This is a genomic window from Nostoc sp. FACHB-133, from assembly GCF_014698055.1.
Classification (GTDB): Bacteria; Cyanobacteriota; Cyanobacteriia; order Cyanobacteriales; family Nostocaceae; genus Nostoc.
Window position 1 is genome coordinate 464,848 of the sequence record NZ_JACJSH010000001.1, and the last position, 20,836, is coordinate 485,683.

General features: G+C 43.0%; 18 protein-coding genes and 1 tRNA gene. 9 read left to right on the plus strand and 10 right to left on the minus strand.

Annotated features, from left to right (window positions below; translation table 11 throughout):
- Positions 1-228: 228 nt before the first annotated feature.
- Together purL and purF are read left to right on the plus strand one after the other, a co-directional pair.
- On the plus strand, positions 229-2,604 hold the full coding sequence (gene purL / locus H6G86_RS02145) for a phosphoribosylformylglycinamidine synthase subunit PurL (protein WP_190932884.1): 2,376 nt from the start codon (positions 229-231) through the stop codon (positions 2,602-2,604).
- A 170-nt stretch (positions 2,605-2,774) separates the two neighbouring features.
- Positions 2,775-4,274: an amidophosphoribosyltransferase gene (gene purF / locus H6G86_RS02150; protein ID WP_163927719.1), complete on the plus strand. Its 1,500-nt coding sequence runs from the start codon at positions 2,775-2,777 to the stop codon at positions 4,272-4,274.
- A 146-nt stretch (positions 4,275-4,420) separates the two neighbouring features.
- Here purF and H6G86_RS02155 read toward each other — a convergent pair whose 3' ends face one another.
- From H6G86_RS02155 to H6G86_RS02165, 3 genes are all read right to left on the minus strand, one after another.
- Entirely contained in the window at positions 4,421-4,702 is a 282-nt protein-coding gene (locus H6G86_RS02155; protein WP_190932885.1) for a hypothetical protein, read from the minus strand.
- Between the two features lie 65 nt (positions 4,703-4,767).
- Positions 4,768-5,814 (minus strand): ABC transporter permease, encoded by a 1,047-nt coding sequence (locus H6G86_RS02160; protein WP_163927716.1) that lies wholly within the window; start codon positions 5,812-5,814, stop codon positions 4,768-4,770.
- A gap of 66 nt (positions 5,815-5,880) precedes the next feature.
- Positions 5,881-6,399 (minus strand): adenine phosphoribosyltransferase, encoded by a 519-nt coding sequence (locus tag H6G86_RS02165; protein ID WP_179071558.1) that lies wholly within the window; start codon positions 6,397-6,399, stop codon positions 5,881-5,883.
- A gap of 444 nt (positions 6,400-6,843) precedes the next feature.
- Here H6G86_RS02165 and H6G86_RS02170 point away from each other — a divergent pair, with 444 nt between their 5' ends.
- Positions 6,844-7,470 carry a DUF3038 domain-containing protein gene (locus tag H6G86_RS02170; protein ID WP_114084563.1) on the plus strand — a complete coding sequence of 209 codons (627 nt, stop codon included), beginning with the start codon at positions 6,844-6,846 and terminating at the stop codon, positions 7,468-7,470.
- On the plus strand, positions 7,467-8,897 hold the full coding sequence (locus H6G86_RS02175; protein WP_190932886.1) for a DUF4335 domain-containing protein: 1,431 nt from the start codon (positions 7,467-7,469) through the stop codon (positions 8,895-8,897). The genes H6G86_RS02170 and H6G86_RS02175 overlap by 4 nt, the downstream gene beginning before the upstream one ends.
- Before the next feature lie 68 nt (positions 8,898-8,965).
- On the opposite strand, the gene H6G86_RS02180 is transcribed toward H6G86_RS02175, so the two are convergent.
- Positions 8,966-9,331, minus strand: coding sequence for a four helix bundle protein (locus tag H6G86_RS02180; protein WP_190932887.1), 366 nt, complete (start codon positions 9,329-9,331; stop codon positions 8,966-8,968).
- A 45-nt stretch (positions 9,332-9,376) separates the two neighbouring features.
- Positions 9,377-11,644 carry a transglycosylase domain-containing protein gene (locus H6G86_RS02185; RefSeq protein WP_190932888.1) on the minus strand — a complete coding sequence of 756 codons (2,268 nt, stop codon included), beginning with the start codon at positions 11,642-11,644 and terminating at the stop codon, positions 9,377-9,379.
- A 430-nt stretch (positions 11,645-12,074) separates the two neighbouring features.
- Here H6G86_RS02185 and H6G86_RS02190 point away from each other — a divergent pair, with 430 nt between their 5' ends.
- The gene (locus H6G86_RS02190) at positions 12,075-12,725 is read left to right on the plus strand and encodes a hypothetical protein (RefSeq protein WP_190932889.1); all 651 of its coding nucleotides are present in this window, start codon (positions 12,075-12,077) and stop codon (positions 12,723-12,725) included.
- A 200-nt stretch (positions 12,726-12,925) separates the two neighbouring features.
- Here H6G86_RS02190 and lspA read toward each other — a convergent pair whose 3' ends face one another.
- Together lspA and H6G86_RS02200 are read right to left on the minus strand one after the other, a co-directional pair.
- Positions 12,926-13,402, minus strand: a complete 477-nt coding sequence (gene lspA / locus H6G86_RS02195; RefSeq protein WP_190932890.1) for a signal peptidase II — start codon at positions 13,400-13,402, stop codon at positions 12,926-12,928.
- Between the two features lie 94 nt (positions 13,403-13,496).
- A complete protein-coding gene (locus tag H6G86_RS02200; protein ID WP_190932891.1) occupies positions 13,497-14,084 on the minus strand; it encodes a biotin transporter BioY in 588 nt (195 codons plus the stop codon).
- A gap of 784 nt (positions 14,085-14,868) precedes the next feature.
- Between H6G86_RS02200 and pstS the strand changes: the two genes are divergently transcribed.
- The 4 genes from pstS (at position 14,869) to pstB (ending at position 18,911) form a co-directional block, all read left to right on the plus strand.
- Positions 14,869-16,050, plus strand: coding sequence for a phosphate ABC transporter substrate-binding protein PstS (pstS, locus tag H6G86_RS02205; RefSeq protein WP_190932892.1), 1,182 nt, complete (start codon positions 14,869-14,871; stop codon positions 16,048-16,050).
- Between the two features lie 145 nt (positions 16,051-16,195).
- Positions 16,196-17,146, plus strand: a complete 951-nt coding sequence (gene pstC, locus H6G86_RS02210; protein ID WP_190932893.1) for a phosphate ABC transporter permease subunit PstC — start codon at positions 16,196-16,198, stop codon at positions 17,144-17,146.
- A 19-nt stretch (positions 17,147-17,165) separates the two neighbouring features.
- Positions 17,166-18,047 carry a phosphate ABC transporter permease PstA gene (pstA, locus tag H6G86_RS02215; protein WP_114084557.1) on the plus strand — a complete coding sequence of 294 codons (882 nt, stop codon included), beginning with the start codon at positions 17,166-17,168 and terminating at the stop codon, positions 18,045-18,047.
- A gap of 57 nt (positions 18,048-18,104) precedes the next feature.
- On the plus strand, positions 18,105-18,911 hold the full coding sequence (pstB, locus tag H6G86_RS02220; RefSeq protein WP_163935580.1) for a phosphate ABC transporter ATP-binding protein PstB: 807 nt from the start codon (positions 18,105-18,107) through the stop codon (positions 18,909-18,911).
- A gap of 289 nt (positions 18,912-19,200) precedes the next feature.
- On the opposite strand, the gene H6G86_RS02225 is transcribed toward pstB, so the two are convergent.
- The 3 genes from H6G86_RS02225 to H6G86_RS02235 form a co-directional block, all read right to left on the minus strand.
- Positions 19,201-19,271 (minus strand) — tRNA-Gly (locus H6G86_RS02225).
- Between the two features lie 50 nt (positions 19,272-19,321).
- The gene (locus tag H6G86_RS02230) at positions 19,322-20,440 is read right to left on the minus strand and encodes a hypothetical protein (RefSeq protein ID WP_190932894.1); all 1,119 of its coding nucleotides are present in this window, start codon (positions 20,438-20,440) and stop codon (positions 19,322-19,324) included.
- 68 nt (positions 20,441-20,508) lie between these two features.
- Positions 20,509-20,836, minus strand: a 328-nt coding sequence (locus H6G86_RS02235) for an adenylate/guanylate cyclase domain-containing protein (protein ID WP_242064651.1), incomplete at its 5' end; no start/stop codon positions are given.

Sequence of the window (20,836 nt, forward strand, 5' to 3'; positions counted from 1 at the left end):
TATTACAGGGAATAAAATTTTATTACTTCACTTTTATCAGTATATTTACCAATAATTCAGCGTTGAATACAATCCATCTTTAGGTGTACAAAAATATATATCTTTAAGTAAATTTATTTATTTTTTTAAAAACTTAGCGTTATATAGTCATGAACTATCCTAATAAATGCACCTACAGGGCAAGTAAATCGGTAGAATAATGCTCTGTACAATTGGTGCATAATTTCCATGACCGCCACATCTCCTGCTTTTTTTTCCCCTCAAGAAATTGCTGCTGAAGGTCTTAAACCAGAAGAATACGCAGAAATTGTCCGTCGGTTAGGCCGTCATCCCAACAAAGCTGAACTGGGAATGTTCGGGGTAATGTGGTCAGAGCATTGCTGTTACAAAAATTCTCGGACTCTACTCAAACAATTTCCTACTGAGGGGCCCCGCATCCTCGTAGGGCCTGGTGAAAATGCTGGTGTTGTAGATTTGGGTGACGGACTCCAACTAGCTTTTAAGATTGAATCCCACAACCACCCATCAGCTGTTGAACCATTTCAAGGTGCAGCAACAGGAGTAGGCGGTATTCTTAGAGATATTTTTACAATGGGTGCGCGTCCCATTGCTCTATTAAATTCCCTGCGCTTCGGTTCTCTAGAAGATGCCAAAACTCAAAGGTTGTTTCAAGGTGTGGTGGCTGGGATTTCACACTATGGTAATTGTGTGGGAGTACCCACCGTTGGCGGCGAAGTTTACTTTGACCCAGCTTATTCTGGTAATCCACTAGTGAATGTTATGGCACTAGGATTAATGGAAACTCAGGAAATCGTTAAATCTGGGGCATCTGGCTTAGGAAACCCTGTGCTGTATGTTGGTTCTACCACTGGGCGCGATGGTATGGGAGGCGCAAGTTTTGCCAGTGCAGAATTGAGCGATCAGTCAATAGACGATCGCCCTGCTGTGCAAGTAGGCGATCCATTTTTGGAAAAGTCGTTAATTGAAGCTTGTCTAGAAGCGTTTAAAACGGGTGCAGTTGTCGCCGCCCAAGATATGGGAGCAGCTGGAATCACCTGTTCTACCTCAGAGATGGCGGCAAAAGGTGGAGTAGGAATTGAACTAGATTTAGATAAAATTCCTGCAAGAGAAACGGGGATGGTTCCTTATGAATATTTGCTTTCGGAATCTCAAGAACGAATGCTGTTTGTTGCCCATAAAGGGCGTGAGCAAGAATTAATCGACATTTTCCATCGTTGGGGACTTCAAGCCGTTGTCGCTGGTACTGTCATCGCTGAACCCATCGTGCGGATTCTATTTCAGGGTGGAGTAGCAGCAGAAATTCCCGCCGAGGCTTTGGCGGAAAATACCCCACTATATAACCGTGAATTGCTGGCAGAACCGCCAGAATATGCTCGTCAAGCTTGGGAATGGACTCCTGATTCTTTACCTGCTTGCACAACTGCTGGCATAGAACTCCAAGGAGGTGTGCAAAGTTGGAATGATATTCTGTTAACTTTGCTCGATACACCCACGATCGCATCTAAAAACTGGGTATATCGTCAGTATGACCATCAAGTACAGAATAATACAGTCATACTGCCAGGTGGTGCTGATGCGGCTGTTATCCGGTTGCGCCCTCTTGAAGAAATTCCCAATCTAAAATCTAAAATCCCAAATCTAAAATTAGGGGTCGCAGCAACAGTCGATTGCAATCCTCGTTATGTTTATCTTGACCCCTACGAGGGAGCTAAGGCAGTGGTGGCAGAAGCTGCACGCAATCTTAGCTGTGTGGGTGCAGAACCTCTGGCGGTGACGGATAACCTAAATTTTGGCTCTCCAGAAAAACCTATTGGTTATTGGCAATTGGCAGAAGCTTGTCGCGGTTTGGCGGAAGGTTGCCGAGAATTGGCGACACCAGTCACAGGCGGAAATGTCTCTTTATATAATGAAACCCTAGATTCTCAAGGCATCCCACAACCTATTTATCCCACTCCTGTAGTGGGGATGGTGGGCTTGATTCCCGATATCACCAAAATTTGTGGACAAGGTTGGCAAGCATCCGGCGATGTGATTTACCTTCTCGGATTGCCTCTGGCATCCAAAATCAGTTTGGGAGCATCCGAGTATTTAGCTACTATCCACAATACTGTTGCCGGAAAACCGCCACGGGTAGATTTTGACTTGGAACGCCGCGTCCAAAAAGTTTGTCGTGAAGGAATCCGTAATGGTTGGATACGTTCAGCCCATGATTCTGCTGAAGGGGGAGTGGCGATCGCACTTGCCGAATGTTGTATTGCTGGAAACCTTGGTGCCCAAATCAATTTAGAAATAGCAACAACGCAGTTAAACCGTGTCGATGAGGTACTGTTTGCCGAAGGTGGTGCCAGAATTTTAGTCTCTGTAGCATCAGAACAACAAGAAATTTGGGAATCATACTTACAGGAACATCTTGGTCAAGAATGGCAAAAACTCGGTATAGTCGATAATTCCCACACAGGTTTGGGGGTTTTCACCACTGATAACCAAACCTTAATCAAAGTTAGGATCGAAGATATGAACGATCGCTATTTCCATGCGATCGCTAGGCGTATCGCCAACCAAACCACTATTTCTGAGTGCTGAGTATTTAGACTTCACTCAGAAATCAGCACTAATCACTCAGAACTATTAGCGTCTCTGGGCATAATTACGGTACTGTTTTAATAGATGGTTAAAGATTTATTAAGAAATCAACAACTATCTATAGACATAATCCCAGTGACTTGACCCCCCCCACCAGGAGCAAAGCTAGCATGATCTCTATTCATTCTGTCACTTCGGATGAATACCCCGACCCTACCAACAACCCAATCAATAGTCATGAAAATCAGCCTGACAAGCCAGAAGAAGCTTGTGGTGTTTTTGGCATCTACGCACCAGGAGAAAACGTTGCTAAACTGACCTACTTTGGATTGTACGCCCTCCAGCATCGGGGTCAAGAATCAGCTGGGATTGCCACCTTTGAAGGTACAAAAGTCCATCTCCACAAAGACATGGGCTTGGTGTCTCAAGTTTTTAATGAAACCATCTTGGATCAATTGCCTGGTAGCCTTGCTGTTGGTCACACTCGCTATTCCACCACAGGTTCTAGCCGCAAAGTTAATGCCCAACCCGCAGTCCTGGAAACTCGCTTAGGTTCATTAGCTTTGGCACACAATGGTAATTTAGTCAATACAGTGCAACTACGTCAAGAGTTGCTTGAGAAAAAATACAACTTAGTCACCACAACAGACTCAGAAATGATTGCTTTTGCGATCGCAGAAGCCATCAATGCTGGTGCAGATTGGCTAGAGGGTTCAATTCAAGCATTTCACCGTTGTGAAGGAGCCTTTAGTTTAGTTATTGGCACTCCTAACGGTGTTATGGGTGTCCGGGATACCAATGGTATTCGCCCCCTAGTAATTGGGACTTTAGCTGGTAATCCAGTTCGTTACGTTTTGGCTTCGGAGACTTGTGGTTTAGACATTATTGGAGCCGAATACCTGCGAGATGTAGAACCAGGCGAATTAGTTTGGATTACTGAAGAAGGTTTAGCTTCCTATCATTGGAGTCAACAGCCCCAAAGGAAATTGTGTATCTTCGAGATGATTTACTTTGCCCGTCCTGATAGCATCATGCACAACGAGAGTTTGTACAGCTATCGGATGCGGTTAGGACATCAACTAGCTAAAGAATCTTGTGTCGATGCCGATATTGTCTTTGGTGTTCCTGATTCTGGTATTCCTGCTGCGATCGGTTTTTCCCAAGCTTCTGGTGTAGCCTACGCCGAAGGACTGATTAAAAATCGCTATGTTGGACGAACCTTTATTCAGCCAACACAAACCATGCGCGAGTCAGGTATCCGCATGAAACTTAACCCACTCAAAGATGTGCTGGCGGGTAAACGAGTAATTATTGTTGATGACTCCATTGTTCGCGGTACTACCAGCCGCAAACTAGTCAAAACCTTGCGTGAAGCAGGTGCGGTGGAAGTACACATGCGAATCTCTTCCCCACCAGTAACTCACCCCTGCTTCTATGGCATTGATACCGATTCTCAGGATCAGCTAATTGCTGCTACCAAGTCAGTAGCGGAAATTGCCAAGCAACTGGAAGTAGACAGCCTCGCCTATCTCAGTTGGGAAGGAATGCTAGAAGCGACACGAGAAGACACCAATAGTTTCTGCTCTGCCTGCTTTACTGGAGATTATCCCGTAGCAATTCCTGAACAAGTGAAGCGTTCTAAGCTCAGTTTAGAAAAGGTCGTGGTGTAGGAATTGAAGAAGGGAATAGGGTACAGGTTACAGGGTACAGATTATTCCCTATCACCTGTCACCTCTCCCCTAATCCCAATGCCCCATCCTCACTCAAGATGCGCGATCGCATCCTTATTTACTTAATACAAGTTTACATAATTGGCTTAACTGTGCTGTAAAAACTCAATCTTTGGCAATAACGGATCAGTTACAATACCCACACCGCTAAAACCCCAGCGTTTGAGCAAATTTCCCAACTGTGTACGCGGAATAGATTCCACAGTAAAGCGATTTGCCACTTCTGCCGCATGGGTGTTGAGATAGCTAAGGGCATCAAAGTTCTCTTGAAACAGTAATAAATAACCCGATGTTTCGGTGTCAGGACGAGCTATGAGATAATTACCGTCAGTTTTTGAGCGCACCAAGTAATAGACTTCGGACAGCATGGAGATGGGGATGGGGAGAGTAGGGTTAAACCAATGACCAATGACAAATAACAAATGACCAATGACTAATTAAGATTTTCTAGCCGAATGCGTGGATCGGCAGCTTTTAACATCAAATCGGCAATTAAATTACCAGCAATCAGCAACACTGCGCCCATTACCAAGCTTGCCATTAACAAATATAAATCTTGAGCTTGTAAAGCCTGTAGAGTCAACCTTCCTAAACCGGGCCAGTTGAAGAAAAATTCGGCAATGAAAGCACCATTTAATAAACCAGCTAATTCAAAGCCCAATAAGGTAATCAAAGGATTTACAGCGTTACGAAGTGCATGAACGTAGATGACGCGGTTTTCTGGCAGACCTTTGGCACGAGCCGTTTGGATATAATCTTGACGCAGCACATCCAATAATTCGCCGCGAGTGATGCGTTGTAAACCAGCAAAACTAGTAATTGAGAGGGCAATCGTAGGTAAAATCATGTGCCAACCGACATCTAAGATTTTGCCAAACCAAGTTAGTTCTGAGTGATTGATGCTAGTCATACTACCCACTGGGAATAACGGCGAGGTGATTTGGGCTAAAACCAGCAGTGCCAAGGCAGTGATGAAACTGGGAAAGCCTTGTCCAGCATAGCTAATTACCTGTAGAAGTCGGTCTGACAGCTTATTTTGGTTAACAGCAGCAAAAATCCCTAGAGGGATGGCGATCGCCCATGTGACAATTAAAGATGCGATCGCTAATAGCAAAGTAGCTGGTACTCTTTCCCATAACAGCGATGCCACTGAACGTTGATAAATAAAACTCGTGCCGAAATCTCCTTTTGTCAAGATTCGCCATAGCCATAGCCAAAATTGCTCTGGCCAAGACTTATCAAGACCAAACTGCCGCTTAATTTCCTCAATTCTTTCTGGAGATATCTTCGGGTTTTGCCGCAGCGTATCTACATAATCCCCTGGAGCGAGTTGAATAATGAAAAACGACAATGCTGATGCCAAAAACAGAGTCAGTAGTGCCTGCAATACCCGCTTTGCCACATAAATAAAAGTTTCGCTCGTGATTAGCCTGACTAGCCAATCCCGACCTGTCTCCAAGGAAATTCTCGTAGATGTCATTTGTCCTTTGTCCTTTGTTATTTGTTATTTGTCCTTTGCTAATGACCAATGACTAATGACAAATAACTAATATTCAATTAGAGAGATAATCGGCACGTCTGGCAGATATTTACGCCCTTCTAAATCCCGTAGCTCGATAATAAACCCAAATCCTACTAATTCGCAGCCAATCTTCTGCACTAACTTTGCTGTTGCACTCGCAGTTCCACCCGTAGCAATCAAATCGTCCACAATCAAAACTCGACTGCTTTCATGTAAAGCATCTTGATGCAGTTCCAGACAGTCAGTACCATACTCTAGGTCATATTCAATTGAGTGAACTGCTGCTGGTAACTTACCTCTTTTGCGGATGGGAATAAAACCAGCCCCTAATTGATAAGCCAGAGGTGAGCCAAAAATAAATCCTCTTGACTCTATACCAATTACATAATCTGGTTTTATTTCAGCTTCGTTGCATTTTTGTGTTAAAAAGTCAATAGTATAGCGTAATCCCTCTGGATCGCGCAGTAATGTAGTAATATCCCGAAATAAAATTCCGGGTTTGGGAAAATCTGGAATGTCACGAACGAGAGACTTCAAATCCATAAAATGGGAATGGGGGATGGGGAATGGGGAATGGGGAATGGGGAATGGGGAAGAAGAGGAGCAAGGTAAGTATGGGAAAAAAGTATTGATTATTGACCAATTCCCAATTCTCAATTCCCAATCCCCAATCCCCAATTTTCAGATACCTGAAAAATCGTACACTATAATGTCATACGCTGGGGGTCGAAGCTTCAGCTTCGTCCTTTGTTGACGATAATTAGAATCTAAACCAAGCTAGAAAAGGTATTACATTCAGAAATGAGGTGAATTAACTTATGTTTTAAAACTTTGATTTCAATATAGGGAAAACTTTGAGTAGAAAGAGTTAAGTAATGTATATATCAGGTAGTCATGCTACTGCTACAAGTCTAATGCTCAAGTCTTGGCTACCGATCTTAAATTTGTTTTATCTAGTCTGTTGGAACCGCACAAGGTATTTATAGAATGAATGTCTCAGCAAGTTTAACGCCGTTCAACAGTCCAACTCAAGATTCATTGCCGACGATTCTGGACACTTTGCCAGATCCTGCGATCGCTTCCAAGACTTGTCCTCGGAGAACGCGGTTGCAAATTGACCTGATTTTATTGGCAATTGAAGCTTTAGAGCTTGGTGGTTCGGAAGCAATCTTGAGTTTTGCTCAAGAGTTGGATCTCAAAGGAATTGTTAAAGACAGGGTGAATTTATGGCGGATGCGTAGCTCTAACCCGCTACGGAGAGCGCATATCCGCCGTCCCTTAACTATCATGGAAGCAAAAGCTCTGGTAGTCATTGCTTGCTACATAGCGCGGCGTTTAACTGTTGTCATTCGCCAGTTATTAATGATATGTCAACAAATGGAAGAAAAGCAGATTCCATTGGAACAGAATTTGCGTCTATCTAACTACCTAGAGCGGTTTAGAGCGCATTTTAAAAGCCGGATGAATGCCCGACGTTCTGGTGTACTAGCATTAACTTCTGATGAAAAATTAGATGAGCTAGCTATAAATTTGTTAGGACAATTACTATTTTGTACTGGTACAGCTGGAATGCAGCGATTCTGGATTAGTCTTTTTGACGGTGAAGTGGAATGAATATTCAACGTAAGTACAGTCTTCCTAATTGTACACTGCTTTTAGAAGGGTTAAGTGATGTCACTAGGGCTGCACACTTCCAGGAAATGCGCCCGGAATTATCAATATTGGTAAATGCAGAATGCTATTTATCTGGTTATAATCAGCCACTAACGGGAGGGCGGGAATTTTTTGAAAGTTTGGTGAGGGCTGTTAGTGGGTATGCCCAAGAATTTTTAAGTAGCGTACCTAACCCCCAAGCACACAATCAGGAATCGGAGCTAGTAGAGTTTCGGAAAGTTGACAGCAACCGACACAGATTAATCATCCATTCCGAAGGAACTCCAGAGGGATTCGATCACTCTAACAATTCCAAACGTCCGCCAATTGAAATAGATTTGAATACGGTGCAGTTGTTTGATTTAGTAGAAGCAGTGGATCAGTTTTTTGCTGATAGCCAAACTTTACCTGAACTTTCTCTAGAACTACAACCAGTTACCAGACGCTATGGCGGTGCTAGTCAAGCTTTGGTTAGACAGGCTGTACCTGCTGCTGTGGGTGTGTCAAGTTTAGCAGTAGCTGCGATCGCTTTTAACTTGATTCCACCTCCCCAACTGCGTCCACCACAGCCAACAACAGATGAGCAAAGTAGCTCTACAATAAACAATATCACTCCTCCAGCATCAGCAGCTGCAACACCCATCACTGCTGCAAGACCCACATTAACGCCTACAGCTAATGGAAAGCCGGCAGTTAAAGATTTAGAAGCACTTTTAAATACAGTTCCAGAAATTACTGATCCATCACAGTTACGTGCATTGAATCGTCAAGTTTACAACCAAGTTCATCCAGCTTGGACTAATCGCTCAGGATTGCAACAAGATTTGATCTATCGTCTGGGTGTAGCTGCGGATGGGGCGATCGTCGGTTATAAAGCAGTAAATAAAGAGGCAAATTTAGGAGTAGGTCAAACTCCTCTGCCGAACGTACTTTACAATCCAGCTACCCGCCCTCCCATTTCCAATGAACCGATCGCTCAATTTCGAGTAGTATTTACTACCCAAGGGGTGCTGCAAGTTAGCCCTTGGCGGGGATATGCTAGAACACCAGAGGTAGTGGGTGCAAAAATTGCTGACTCTAATATAGTCAAAAATTTAAACCAAAAGCTTTATACTACAGTTCGGCAAACTTGGAGTGGCAAACCCACCTTTACGCGAGATTTGAAATATCGGGTAGCAGTCAACAAAGATGGTGTAATTGCTGATTATGAACCACTCAACCAAGTTGCATTTGACTATTTTCGGGAAACACCTCTTCCGAAGATGTTCAATGCTATCTACGGCTCTAATGTAGCAGCTCCCAACGATAAACAACCTCTCGCCCATTTCCAAGTGATATTTAAACCTAGTGGCACGCTTGAAGTTACGCCTTGGAAGGGATATCAGTAATTGGGAATTGGGAATGGGGAATGGAGAATGGGGAATGGAGAATGGGGAATGGGGAAAAGAATTAATTTCTATTCTCTATTTCCTATGGATTTTAGATAAGCATTAAGCTTGGGTAAGAGTTCATCAAGAATTGGTTTAAATTTACTTACCTGTCCGTTTGTCAATAATTGTCTAGCATAGGCTAACCTCAGCCAACTGATAGTTTCATATAAAGACCCTCTAGCAATCTTGACAAAACGTCGATTGTCTTGATAGTTGTACCTACCTTTACCTTCTGCGATGTTCGCACAAACACTATCAGCAGACCGAACAATTTGCTTGCCCAGTGTATCTCTAGTGAAATTGTCCCATGCTTTAACAATGTGCCAAATTTCGTTAGCCAGCTTTTCAGCGAGTTGATAAACTTCTAAGTCCTCAAAATCAGGTCTTCCCACAAAAGTCCATTGATCATTTATTGATCAATAGTTCCCAATTCCCATTTACCTTGTAATGCGCCGCATATAATTTCCCCACAACTGAGCGGCTTGAGCGCTGCTACCAGATGTTGGGGAATTGTTGTCGTTTCCCAGCCAAACACCAGTTACAAGCCGCCGACTTGGGATAAAACCTATAAACCATAAGTCAACGTTTTTATCAGTCGTGCCTGTTTTACCGGCTTCTCCCAGTCCAATGGCAGCACTACGACCAGTGCCTCTGGTGATGACACCACGCATTAAGCTAGTCATCTCGTCGGCTACACCACTTGGCAGAACTCGTTTGTTCGCATCTGGATCTTGGTCGAAGGAGTAGATTACCCGACAGGTTTTGATATCATTGCGATCGCTGCAATCACCACTGTCTAAAATTCGGTTAATCGCATGAGGAGGATTCCACACTCCACGATTGCCAATAGAGCCAAAAGCACCAGTCATTTCTAAAACATTGACCACACTTTGACCCAGTACTAAGCCAGGAACCGGATCGAGGTTTGACTTAATTCCCAAATTCTGAGCCATCGCCACTACTTTATTCAGCCCGATTTCTCTAGCAACTCCCAAGGCGATGGGATTTTCTGAAAGAGCCAGCCCGGTGGCAATATCTAAACTGCCAGCACCGGAACGACAGGGTTTGTAAGTGAAGCCTTGCCAAGTTAAAGGAGCGCAGGAATAATTCTTAGATGGTGAAATTCCCTGTTGAATAGCGGCGGTGTAAGCAAAGATTTTAAAGGTGGAACCTGGTTGTCTTTTGGCTTGAACAGCGCGATTGAACTGACTTTTTTTGTAATCAGTTCCGCCTACCATTGCCAGAATGCCACCTGTACTGGAGTCAAGAGTTACCACAGCCCCTTGAGAAAAATTAAAACTTCCACCACTATTGTTTACTGAATTCCGCAACGCCGATTCAGCTTGGCTCTGGATCGCGGGATCAAGCTGGGTTTCAATAATATAATTCCCTTCGTTTGCGGCTCCCTCGCCCAAGATTGATTCAAGTTCAGAGAAGACGTAACTGTAAAAATAAGGAGCGATCGTCTTAGCTTGCTGTTCACAAACTTTAGGGCTAACTTGAACAGTGGAACGTCTAGCTCGGTTCGCATCTTCAAGCTTAATTTTGCCCATTTCCAGCAACCGCTTAATCACACGATTCCGGTATTCAGCTGCTTCTAGCTTATTTGGCCCATCCCCACAAAAATCGAATGCGTTGGGAGCAGGTAAAATTCCTACCAATGTTGCTGCTTCTGCCAAAGTTAATTCTTTAGCAGGCTTATCAAAGTAATACCGAGCTGCATCCTCAAAGCCAGAGGTATCTCCCCCCAAGAAAACCCGATTTAAGTACATCAGCAAAATTTCGTCTTTGCTGTAAAAGGTTTCTAACTTTAAGGCGACAACTGCTTCCCGTAATTTGCGTCCAAGGGTATCTTGTCTACCTACATACTCACGGAACAAGCTGCGAGCAACTTGCTGCGTAACAGTGCTGGCTCCTTGCTGCACATCTCCGCTACGGCTATTGATCAACACGGCTCGTAAAATCCCCAGAGGGTCAACCCCAAAGTGCCAGTAATAACGACTATCTTCTGAAGCTACTACGGCAGATGGCAAATAAGGGCCAAATTCCTCTAAACGCTTCATATCTACATGAGAGATCGTTCGAGGCTCTCTCAGAGGGGTGGCTCCATCACGAGCGTAAACAACTACTGGAGCGCGTGTAGCTGTAGGTAGGGGTCTAACTGAAAATTTCAGCCATTCTACGCCAATTACTAAGGCGAACAAGGCGCTGACACCACCAACACCATAAGCTGTCCAACTTGCAGCTTTGACATACCAGGCTGGTGGATCGACGTATTGCAGGCGCACAGAAGCGGCTAGTTCTGGGGGCCCCAGAGTCAGAATATCGCCGTGACGTAGTTCTAAGGAATTAACACGACGCTTGCCACGATAAATGCCATTGGTAGAGTTTTCATCTTTGATGACGAAAACTGGTGTGCGCTGAGTAGAATTCCGCGATAGCGATAGGTGAATTTGGCTGACAACAGGGTTACGGACGACGATATCGCTGGATTTGGAGCTACGACCGAGAATATAGCGATCGCCCAACAGTGGATATACCTCTGCTTTATCCGCCCCCGCATCCTGTACCCAGAGTTCCGGTACTTTGGCATTAGGCTTGAGCGCCAGTTTGGAAAAATCAACCCTAGCTTGGATAGTATGGACTGCTTGAGTCAGTTGACCAATTAACGTTTGTGGCTTGTGAGGGGGTTGGGGAGAACTCATCGGCTATTCACATCACACTTTTTAGTGAAGAATGGGGCGAATTACAATTTTAGATGTTAGTCTTTCATCATTTTACTCATAAGCCAAAGCATAAATTAGCTATACGGGACTTTTTGCTCTAATTTATACTGAACACTATTTTTTCATCCGAATTAAATTGTTATTTTTATCACTTTATTACAGAGAAATAAAATTTTATCTTCTTCCTAAAGTCTTATTTTATCTACTCATTTTACTTCAATGACTACAAGCATAGATATGAAACTTGTATTTATAGACACTAGTTATTAACAAACAACAGATTTAATTTTTACCAATTTTACATATCCACATATTCTGCAACAAACTTAAATATATTCATTTAGGAAGATTTTCTAAATCTTATTATCTGTTTTAATGGGCCGAGTGTTCCGTTGAGGTAAATTTCAGAATGATGGGAAAATCTCTGACCCTGATTGGTACAGCTCTATCTTTGGCTCTCACCACTAATATTGCCGTAGCCGAATCCAGTAAATCCCCCATAGCTCAATCCAGTAGCGAATCTACTAGCGCACCAACGGAAATCAAGATGTCGCCAGAAGGTATGAAAATTCTGTGCGAGTATTTTCCGCTCAACTCTCGCTGTCCCGGCGGCACAGCACTTACCCCTGGTGCGGCTCCTGGTAGCACTACAGCACCAGCAGAAACCACACCTAGCACTGCTCCTGGTAGCACTACAGTACCAGCAGAAACCACACCGAGTAACATCACTCCTCCCGAAAGCACTCCAGCACCAGGAAGCGTTACCCCAGCTGAACCTGGCGCTCCCGAAAGCACTCCAGCACCAGGAAGTGTTACCCCACCTGCACCTGGCGCTCCTAGTAACTTAACTCCAGCACCAGGAAGCGTTACCCCAGCTGAACCTGGCGCTCCTAGCAACTTAACTCCAGCACCAGGAAGTGTTACTCCAACTGAGCCTGGCACTCCTAGCAACTTAACTCCAGCACCAGGAACCGTTACTCCATCTGAACCTGGCGCTCCTACAGAACCAGGTGCAAACTCTCCCAGCACTCCATCTACTGCTCCTGCCCCAGGTAAATAAATTAAAAGCTGGATACGTTTGACATACTAATTTACCATCAGCGATCGCCTGTGCATCTTGACTTTCTGCACCAGTTATGAAAACTGGTGTAGGATATAAATTCAAATCTCTGGAACCCATAAATCAAGTCTTCGCATATAGGACTGAGCAATGGTTTCAGTAATTAATAGCCTGGGATTAATCATCCCAGGCTTAATAGTTTAATCCAACCTACCGGTTGAAGTTGGTGTTTTTTGGAAGGAAGCAATTAACAGAAAAACAATACCAATACTAATAAAAGAATCTGCCACATTAAATACAGGAAAGCTAATCAGGCGAAAATCAAGAAAATCAACGACATGGCCTAAAACAAAACGATCAATACCGTTGCCCATAGCTCCACCTAAAATTAAGCCATAGCCCAACTGATCCCATAAATTTAATGTTGGGCCAAACAAGGCCAACGCTATCAATACCAAACTCACTCCTAAAGATAGCCAGCGCAACCACTCTACTTTCCCACTTAACAGACTAAAGGCGGCACCAGTGTTAGTAACATAGGTGAAGTGAAATATTCCATTTAAGAGTGGTACTGTTTGCCCCAAACTGAAGGTTTGTACCACCCAATATTTTGTTATTTGGTCTAGGAAAAAAGCTATAAAGGCAGCAATCCAGAAAAGGCGGTTTTTTAAACGCATGAAACTAGGGGCTAGAGACTAAGGACTAAGGACTAAGGACTAGGGGATGAGAAAATTGTAAATTTCTTGCCCCTAGCCTCTAGCCCCTTGATGACTAATAAAACATTAAGTGACGCAATATATATGCTATTACAGTAACGGCACAGACCACACTTAATTGCCCTGGTAGTGCAAACCAAGAGTATCTGAGGATTGCTTGCATCAAAGGTAGATTTTCTGTGCCTTTCCACTGAAAAATATAGCTAATAATCAAATAACTAATACCGCATAGATGCAGAGTTAACAAGCCACAGATGCAACTAAAGGCGAGAGTTTCTAGTCGAGGTCTAGCTTTAAAGGCAACTAAGCCACAAATCCAAGCTCCAGGAATAAAGCCTAGTAGATAGCCAAACTGAGACAACTTAACATAACCAATACCACCTCCATCGGCAAATACAGGTAATAAGGTTAACCCCATCACTAAATAGGCAATTTGCGAGAGCGCACCAGCATTTTTGCCCCCTAAACAACCCACTAACAGTACTGCGCCAATTTGAAAAGTGACACCTAAAGAAAAAGTCTGAATTCCGTGCCTACTCCAATTCCAAGGAAAGGTGATGCCATAAGCTTCTAAGAAGGTACCACCCATTGTCAGGAGTAAGCCAATCATAGACCATAGTAATTGATTGGAAGCAGCAAACATTTATCAGGCAACCAGGAAAAGGCAAAAGGGAAAACCAACAGCAACTAGGATGTTCATTAGTATTGAAATGAAATTTGTGCTGACACCTCTAAGAATTAGCATATTTTTTTTTGCCTTTTTGGTATGTAACTTTTCAGTTCTACGAATTATTACTTACGTGTCTATAGCTGTAAGTTGATTGACTAAAGCGTAGTCTGATTCTGGTATTTGACCTAGTACGCGGTAAAACTATCAAAATTTAGTATTTAAACTAAGTTTTTAGATTCAGTGCCAATTTATGCTACAAATTGTTAAAGATAGTCCTTTAATTCACTTTTTTTAGCGATCGCCCCGCAGACTCTCCATAAAATAGGCAATTTATAGTTTTCCTTCTGCTTTATCTAAATTAGTTCGCTGTCTAAACTTAGATTGTTTAGTTATGACTTTAAGTCTGCTTAGACCTATAAGCAGTAATAACTTTTATAAAGTTCCAAAATTTATTAAGCTTTAAATAATAACACAATTTGTCATTTTTTTATAGATTTTTTATTGCTTGACCAGAAAAGTGACCCTATCAATCAAGTTTTGCCAATACTATGTAACCAAATACTGTGGTACTATTTGTAATCTGTAACTAAAGCGGCAGTATAAATTTTATCAAGCAAAAGTAAAAACGAGTGTTTGTTCTTCATCAAAAAAAAACAAGCTTTTTTTGCTTTGTTAACCTATCCTTTACCTTTAGCTTAATCCTTTAGGGGTATTCTTAGAAGCGCTCACCTGAAAAGTTACCCAAATATTGATAGCGATGCCTTCACCTTTTCGTGTAACAAAAATTCATCGCCTCACAGCTTCAGTTTCAGTGTTAGCACTGACAATCAGCCTAGCTGCATGTGGCGGACAGCAAAACCCGGAAAATACAGCCACAAAGGATACTCCTTCTGGCACTGCTACAGATACGACTGCCTCCAGTACAACCAAATTAGATTTAGGTGGAAATCTCAAGTTAAGCGGGGCTGGTGCGTCTTTTCCAGCACCACTATATGATACATGGTTTACGGATCTAAACAAAAAGTATCCAAATCTGCAAGTTGACTATGCCTCAGTTGGTAGCGGTGCCGGAGTTGAGCAATTTATCAAAGGAACTGTAGACTTTGGTGCCAGCGATGTTGCTATGAAGGATGAAGAAATCCAGAAGGTGCCAGCGGATAGGGGCGTTATTTTACTGCCTGTCACTGCTGGTAGCATCGTGCTAGCTTACAACTTGCCAGATGTTGCAGAACTTAAACTACCACGAGCAGTTTACGCTGATATTCTATTAGGCAAAATAACCTCTTGGGATGATCCCCAAATTGCCAAAGCTAACCCAGGTACAAAGCTTCCTAAAGAGAAAATCACAGTTGTTTATCGTTCAGATGGTAGCGGAACAACAGGTGTATTTACAAAACACCTCAGCGCTATTAGCCCGGAGTGGAAGACTAAAGTTGGTGAAGGCAAAACTGTCAACTGGCCTAGCGGAGTTGGCGCTAAGGGGAATGAGGGTGTTACCGCCCAAATCCAACAAACACAAGGTTCTATTGGTTATGTCGAGTACGGCTATGCCAAACAAAATAGTCTTAAGTTTGCTGCTTTGGAAAACAAAAGTGGTAAGTTTATTGTACCTAGTGAGGAGTCAGCCTCTAAAACACTGGCATCAGTAACTCTACCCCCTGACCTCCGCGTCTTCATTTCCGATCCAGAAGGGGCCGATTCCTATCCCATCGTCACTTACACCTGGATTTTGGCTTACAAGAAATATCCCAATGCGGCAAAAGCTAAAGCAGTTGAAGCTGCGATCGAATACGCTTTAACTGAGGGCCAAAAACAGGCTACGACATTAGGATATGTTCCTCTACCCCAAAACGTGATCGCAAAGGTGGCTGCGGCTGCCGATCAAATTAGTCCAGACTATAAAATCGCTGTTGGTAGTGGTACTAGCGCTAGCAAGTAGCTACAGTCATAGACATGAGGTAATTCCTAGACAATCATTCTTAAGCTGGTTACTAAACTAGTATTAAAAGACGATGAGGCAACAATTTTGTTTAGATGGTTGCCTCCCATATTTTCTTCTGATTTAATTGTGAAAGTCGGTAGTCATGACTACAAATTCTCAAAATCTTTCATCAGCGACAAAAAATCGCTCTGATGTAGAAAAATCCCTAGATCGCGGTTTTATTTGGCTAACTAAAATTTTTGCCTTTGGGGTTGCTGCCACTTTATTATGGATAGGCTTCCAGGTTGCAATTGCGTCTGGGCCTGCCATCCAAAAGTTTGGTGCTAGCTTTTTAGCTAACACCACTTGGAACCCAGTTAATGATAGCTACGGGGTGCTACCTCAAATTTATGGAACTCTCTTGAGTTCTTTTATCGGTTTACTGATAGCTGTACCGATTGGAGTTGGTACCGCTATTATACTAAGCGAGGATTTTTTACCTGCCAAAGTGAAGTTGGTACTGGTTTTTGCGGTAGAACTGCTAGCAGCTATTCCCAGCGTTGTTTATGGCGTGTGGGGTATTTTTGTTTTAGTGCCTATCTTAACTAACTTGGGAAAATGGCTCAATAGTTACTTTGGCTGGATACCATTTTTTAGCACCCCCCCTACAGGGCCAGGAATGTTACCGGCGGGAGTCATATTAGCAATTATGACTTTGCCCATCATCACAGCTCTATCGCGCGATGCCTTGATTTCTATACCCCCCAGTTTGCGCCAAGCCGCCGTAGGACTAGGAGCAACCCGATGGGAAACTATATTACAAATACTTATTCCAGCAGCCTTTTCGGGGATAGTTAGCGCTGTGATGTTGGCACTCGGTCGGGCAATGGGTGAAACAATGGCTGTAACAATGTTGATTGGTAATTCCAACAACATTAGTATCTCCCTGTTAGCACCAGGCAATACAATTTCTTCTCTACTGGCGAATCAATTTTCCGAAGCTAGTGGTTTGCAAGTTTCGGCTTTAATGTACGCTGCTTTAGTTCTATTCTTCTTGACCTTGGTAGTTAATATCATGGCCGAGTTTATCGTTCTGAGAGTCAAGCGACTGTAGCTTAGTTTTGGGTTGAATTATGACTTCTAGTTTTCCAGAGCGCAGTCTAACTCGCGCTCCTATGTCTCAAAGGACACTGTTTAATACAGTAATGACTGTAGTTGCATTTATCTGTGGGATATTGGCACTTGTGCCTTTGCTAGCAGTACTTTCTTACGTCATTATTCAAGGCTTTAGCAGTTTGAGTCCCAGCCTCTTTTTTGAACTGCCACCCAAAGCTTTACAGCAGGGAGGAGGCTTTGGTAATGCCATCTTGGGAACACTATTAATGGTAGGAATTGCTGCCCTAATTAGTATCCCATTTGGTGTTTTAGCAGCAATATATATCACAGAATTTAGTTCAGCGCAAGTAGCGAGATGGGTACGTTTTGCAGCTAACGTCTTGAGTGGAGTCCCGTCAATTATTGCTGGGGTATTTGCCTATGGCATTGTAGTTTTGACACTAGTAAAGTTAAACTTAGGATCATACTCTGCTTTAGGTGGAGGGTTTGCACTGGCAATTTTGATGTTGCCAATTATTGTCCGAACCACTGATGAAGCCTTGCAGTTAGTATCGCAAGATTTGCGACAAGCATCTGTAGGGTTAGGGGCAACTAACTTTCAAACAGTAACACAAGTAGTTTTGCCAGCAGCTCTACCTGCGATTGTAACTGGGGCAACGCTAGCGATCGCCAGAGCATCTGGAGAAACCGCACCTTTACTATTTACTGCGCTATTTTCCAATTTTTGGCCCGATGGCTTATTCCAACCAACAGCTTCCCTTGCTGTTTTGGTTTACAAATACGCTATTTCTCCGTTTAAAAATTGGCAATCACTAGCTTGGGCGGCATCTTTGATTTTGGTATTGATGGTTCTAATCACAAGTATCATTGCTCGCTGGGCTACTCGCAAAAAAGCTTAGGCAAACGGATTACACATAGCGGATTTGTATCGCTAAAACTAATACTGCACTTAATTTATGGCTACTAATATTAGCACAGTCAACGGTACTGAAACTGTTTTACGCACCGAAAACCTCAACGTTTACTACGGCAAGTTTTTAGCCTTGCAGAATATTTGGCTAGATATACCAAAAAATCAGGTTACAGCTTTTATCGGCCCTTCTGGTTGTGGTAAAAGCACATTGTTGCGATGCTATAACCGCCTCAATGATTTGATTGAGTCATTTCGGGCAGAAGGTAAAATACTTTTTTACGATAAAAACTTGTATGCATCCGACATTGATCCTGTAGAAGTACGTCGGAGAATTGGGATGGTATTTCAAAGACCAAACCCATTTCCCAAATCAATTTATGAGAATATTGCTTTTGGAGCCAAAATTAACGGCTACAAAGGTAACATGGATGAATTAGTAGAACGGAGTTTGCGACAAGCAGCTTTGTGGGACGAAGTTAAAGATAAGTTGCGGCAAAGCGGATCGTCTTTATCGGGTGGACAACAACAAAGGTTATGTATTGCTCGTGCTATCGCAGTCCAGCCTGAAATTATATTAATGGATGAACCTTGCTCGGCTCTCGACCCTATTTCCACCTTGCGGGTTGAAGAATTAATTCACCAGCTGAAAGAGCAATATACCATCGTTATTGTCACCCATAATATGCAGCAAGCAGCGCGGGTTTCTGATAAGACAGCCTTTTTTAATGTCAAAACTACGGAGTCTGGAAGTCGTAACGGCTACATGGTAGAGTACGACGCAACAGAACTAATTTTCAACAATCCTCAACAGCAAGATACCAGAGATTACGTTAGCGGTAGATTTGGATAAATGACTGCACATTATTGATATTAGAGCAATGAGGGATACTCGGAAATCAGAGCTGTGCGAGATTCCTCTAGTTTTTATTTATTCGCCAAGGTTAGCGTAGGCGTAGCTCGCCGCAGGCATCGCTTGATATATTGTGGCTGTTTCTCGATCAAGAAAAGCAACAATTAACCTGTTTAATACAAGATTTGCATTAATTGGGTGGGGTACGACACCCACTCCAAAAATTTTTGTTGAAAATAGTAGGTGCGTTTACACCGTGCTGTACTAGTCGATTTTTGAGTTTTTTCTAAGCGGGCGGCGGGAATCGAACCCGCATTAATAGCTTGGAAGGCTATAGTTTTACCACTAAACTACGCCCGCAAATTTCCAACTTTATAAGTGTAACACAGTTGTTGGAAAAATTCAAGCATCTAATTGGAATTAGCAGGCTGGATTTTGATGCGTACAAACAAATTGCTCAAATCTGGTTTTGTGCCGTCGTTGTTGTGAGCGGCAAGAAAGTTTTCTGTCTTGAAAACATCATTGAGAACTCGTTCGTATGTGCTTTTTTCACTTTGTAGTGTTGTCGGTTCTATTTCGAGAACTACAGCCTGTTGAAAGTTGCCATTCCGATCAATTATTAAACTAACAAGCATCTGTGCTGGCTTAACTTCGGAATCGCCAGGTAGAAAACTACTTGAGTCTAATTGTTTTGTGTTGCTTCCCGTGTATGAAGCGATAACGTCGGGTAGAGCATCTTGTCGAAATCCTCTTGTTTGTATGAACTTAATCATTTCATCTCTAAGCAAAGGGGCTACTATTGCTACCGATGCTCCCCCAGTAGGAGTTGTTGGAGTTTCCCTAGTAGGAGTTGTTGGAGTTTCCCTAGTAGGAGTTGGTGGAGTTTCTCTAGTTGAAGTCGGTGGAGTTTTTATGTTTTCAGCTTCCGAAACTGGTGGAGTTGATGGAATACCTGTTGGTAGTGCCGTTCCCTTTCCCAGTTTGATTTCTTGACGGCGGTTCCAAGGTAGATTACCGATTGGAAATGTAGGTGTCGGTGTAACTGTTGGTTTTGGCGTAGCTATCGCTTTCGGTGTAAATGTTGGTTTTGGCGTAGCTATCGCTTTCGGTGTAGATGTTGGAACTCTCTGTTGTCTATTAGATTGAGAGGGGTAAATTCGACTCTTTTGCTGGAGATTATCAGCAGAATTTATTGCGCCAACAAAATCTTGATTTCTGGGCGTATTTCTTGCTGTTTTTGCTGAACGCGCTGGTACAGACTTTTGAGTTATGGATGCTGGCTTTGGCGAAACTCTTTTGGCTGTTGATTTTGATTGAGGAGCAATATCTATCAATTCAATGGGAACAGCAGATTGACTTTGCTGAGGAAACCACAGACTAAAAGCATTAGATGAGCGCATCAGCCAGAACGCTAGCAAGTGCAGAGAGACTGAACCTATAACGACAGAAATCCACAAAGCTGGTGGATCGGTGTGTCGCCTCCAGACTTTGGTTGAAATTGGGGTTTTGTCTGCAACCGATGGTGTCATATTATATAAACTGGATATGATTAGGCACTCTTACTCATTGCTAATGCTTTAAAATACCAGTCTAAATTTTAGCGATTAACCATTACCTCTGGTGTAACAGCAAAGGTCAAAACTGTTTCATCTACTCCTTTAAGTTCTAGTGGACTACCTTTAGTAATTTCTTCTTCCTGCAAATAATCTGCCACGGCAGCAGAAACCAAGATAGTACCGGGAAGAGCGGCAGCTTGCAACCTGGCAGCAATATTCACACTTGGGCCAATAGCAGTATAGTCCGCACGTTCAGCACTACCAAACAGGGAGCAATGCGGTTTTGTCAGATCCAGTAAAAAACAAGCGATCGCAAAAATAAAATCTAAGTAAGAAGTAACTTTATTTACTAAATATGTGCTGGTAGCC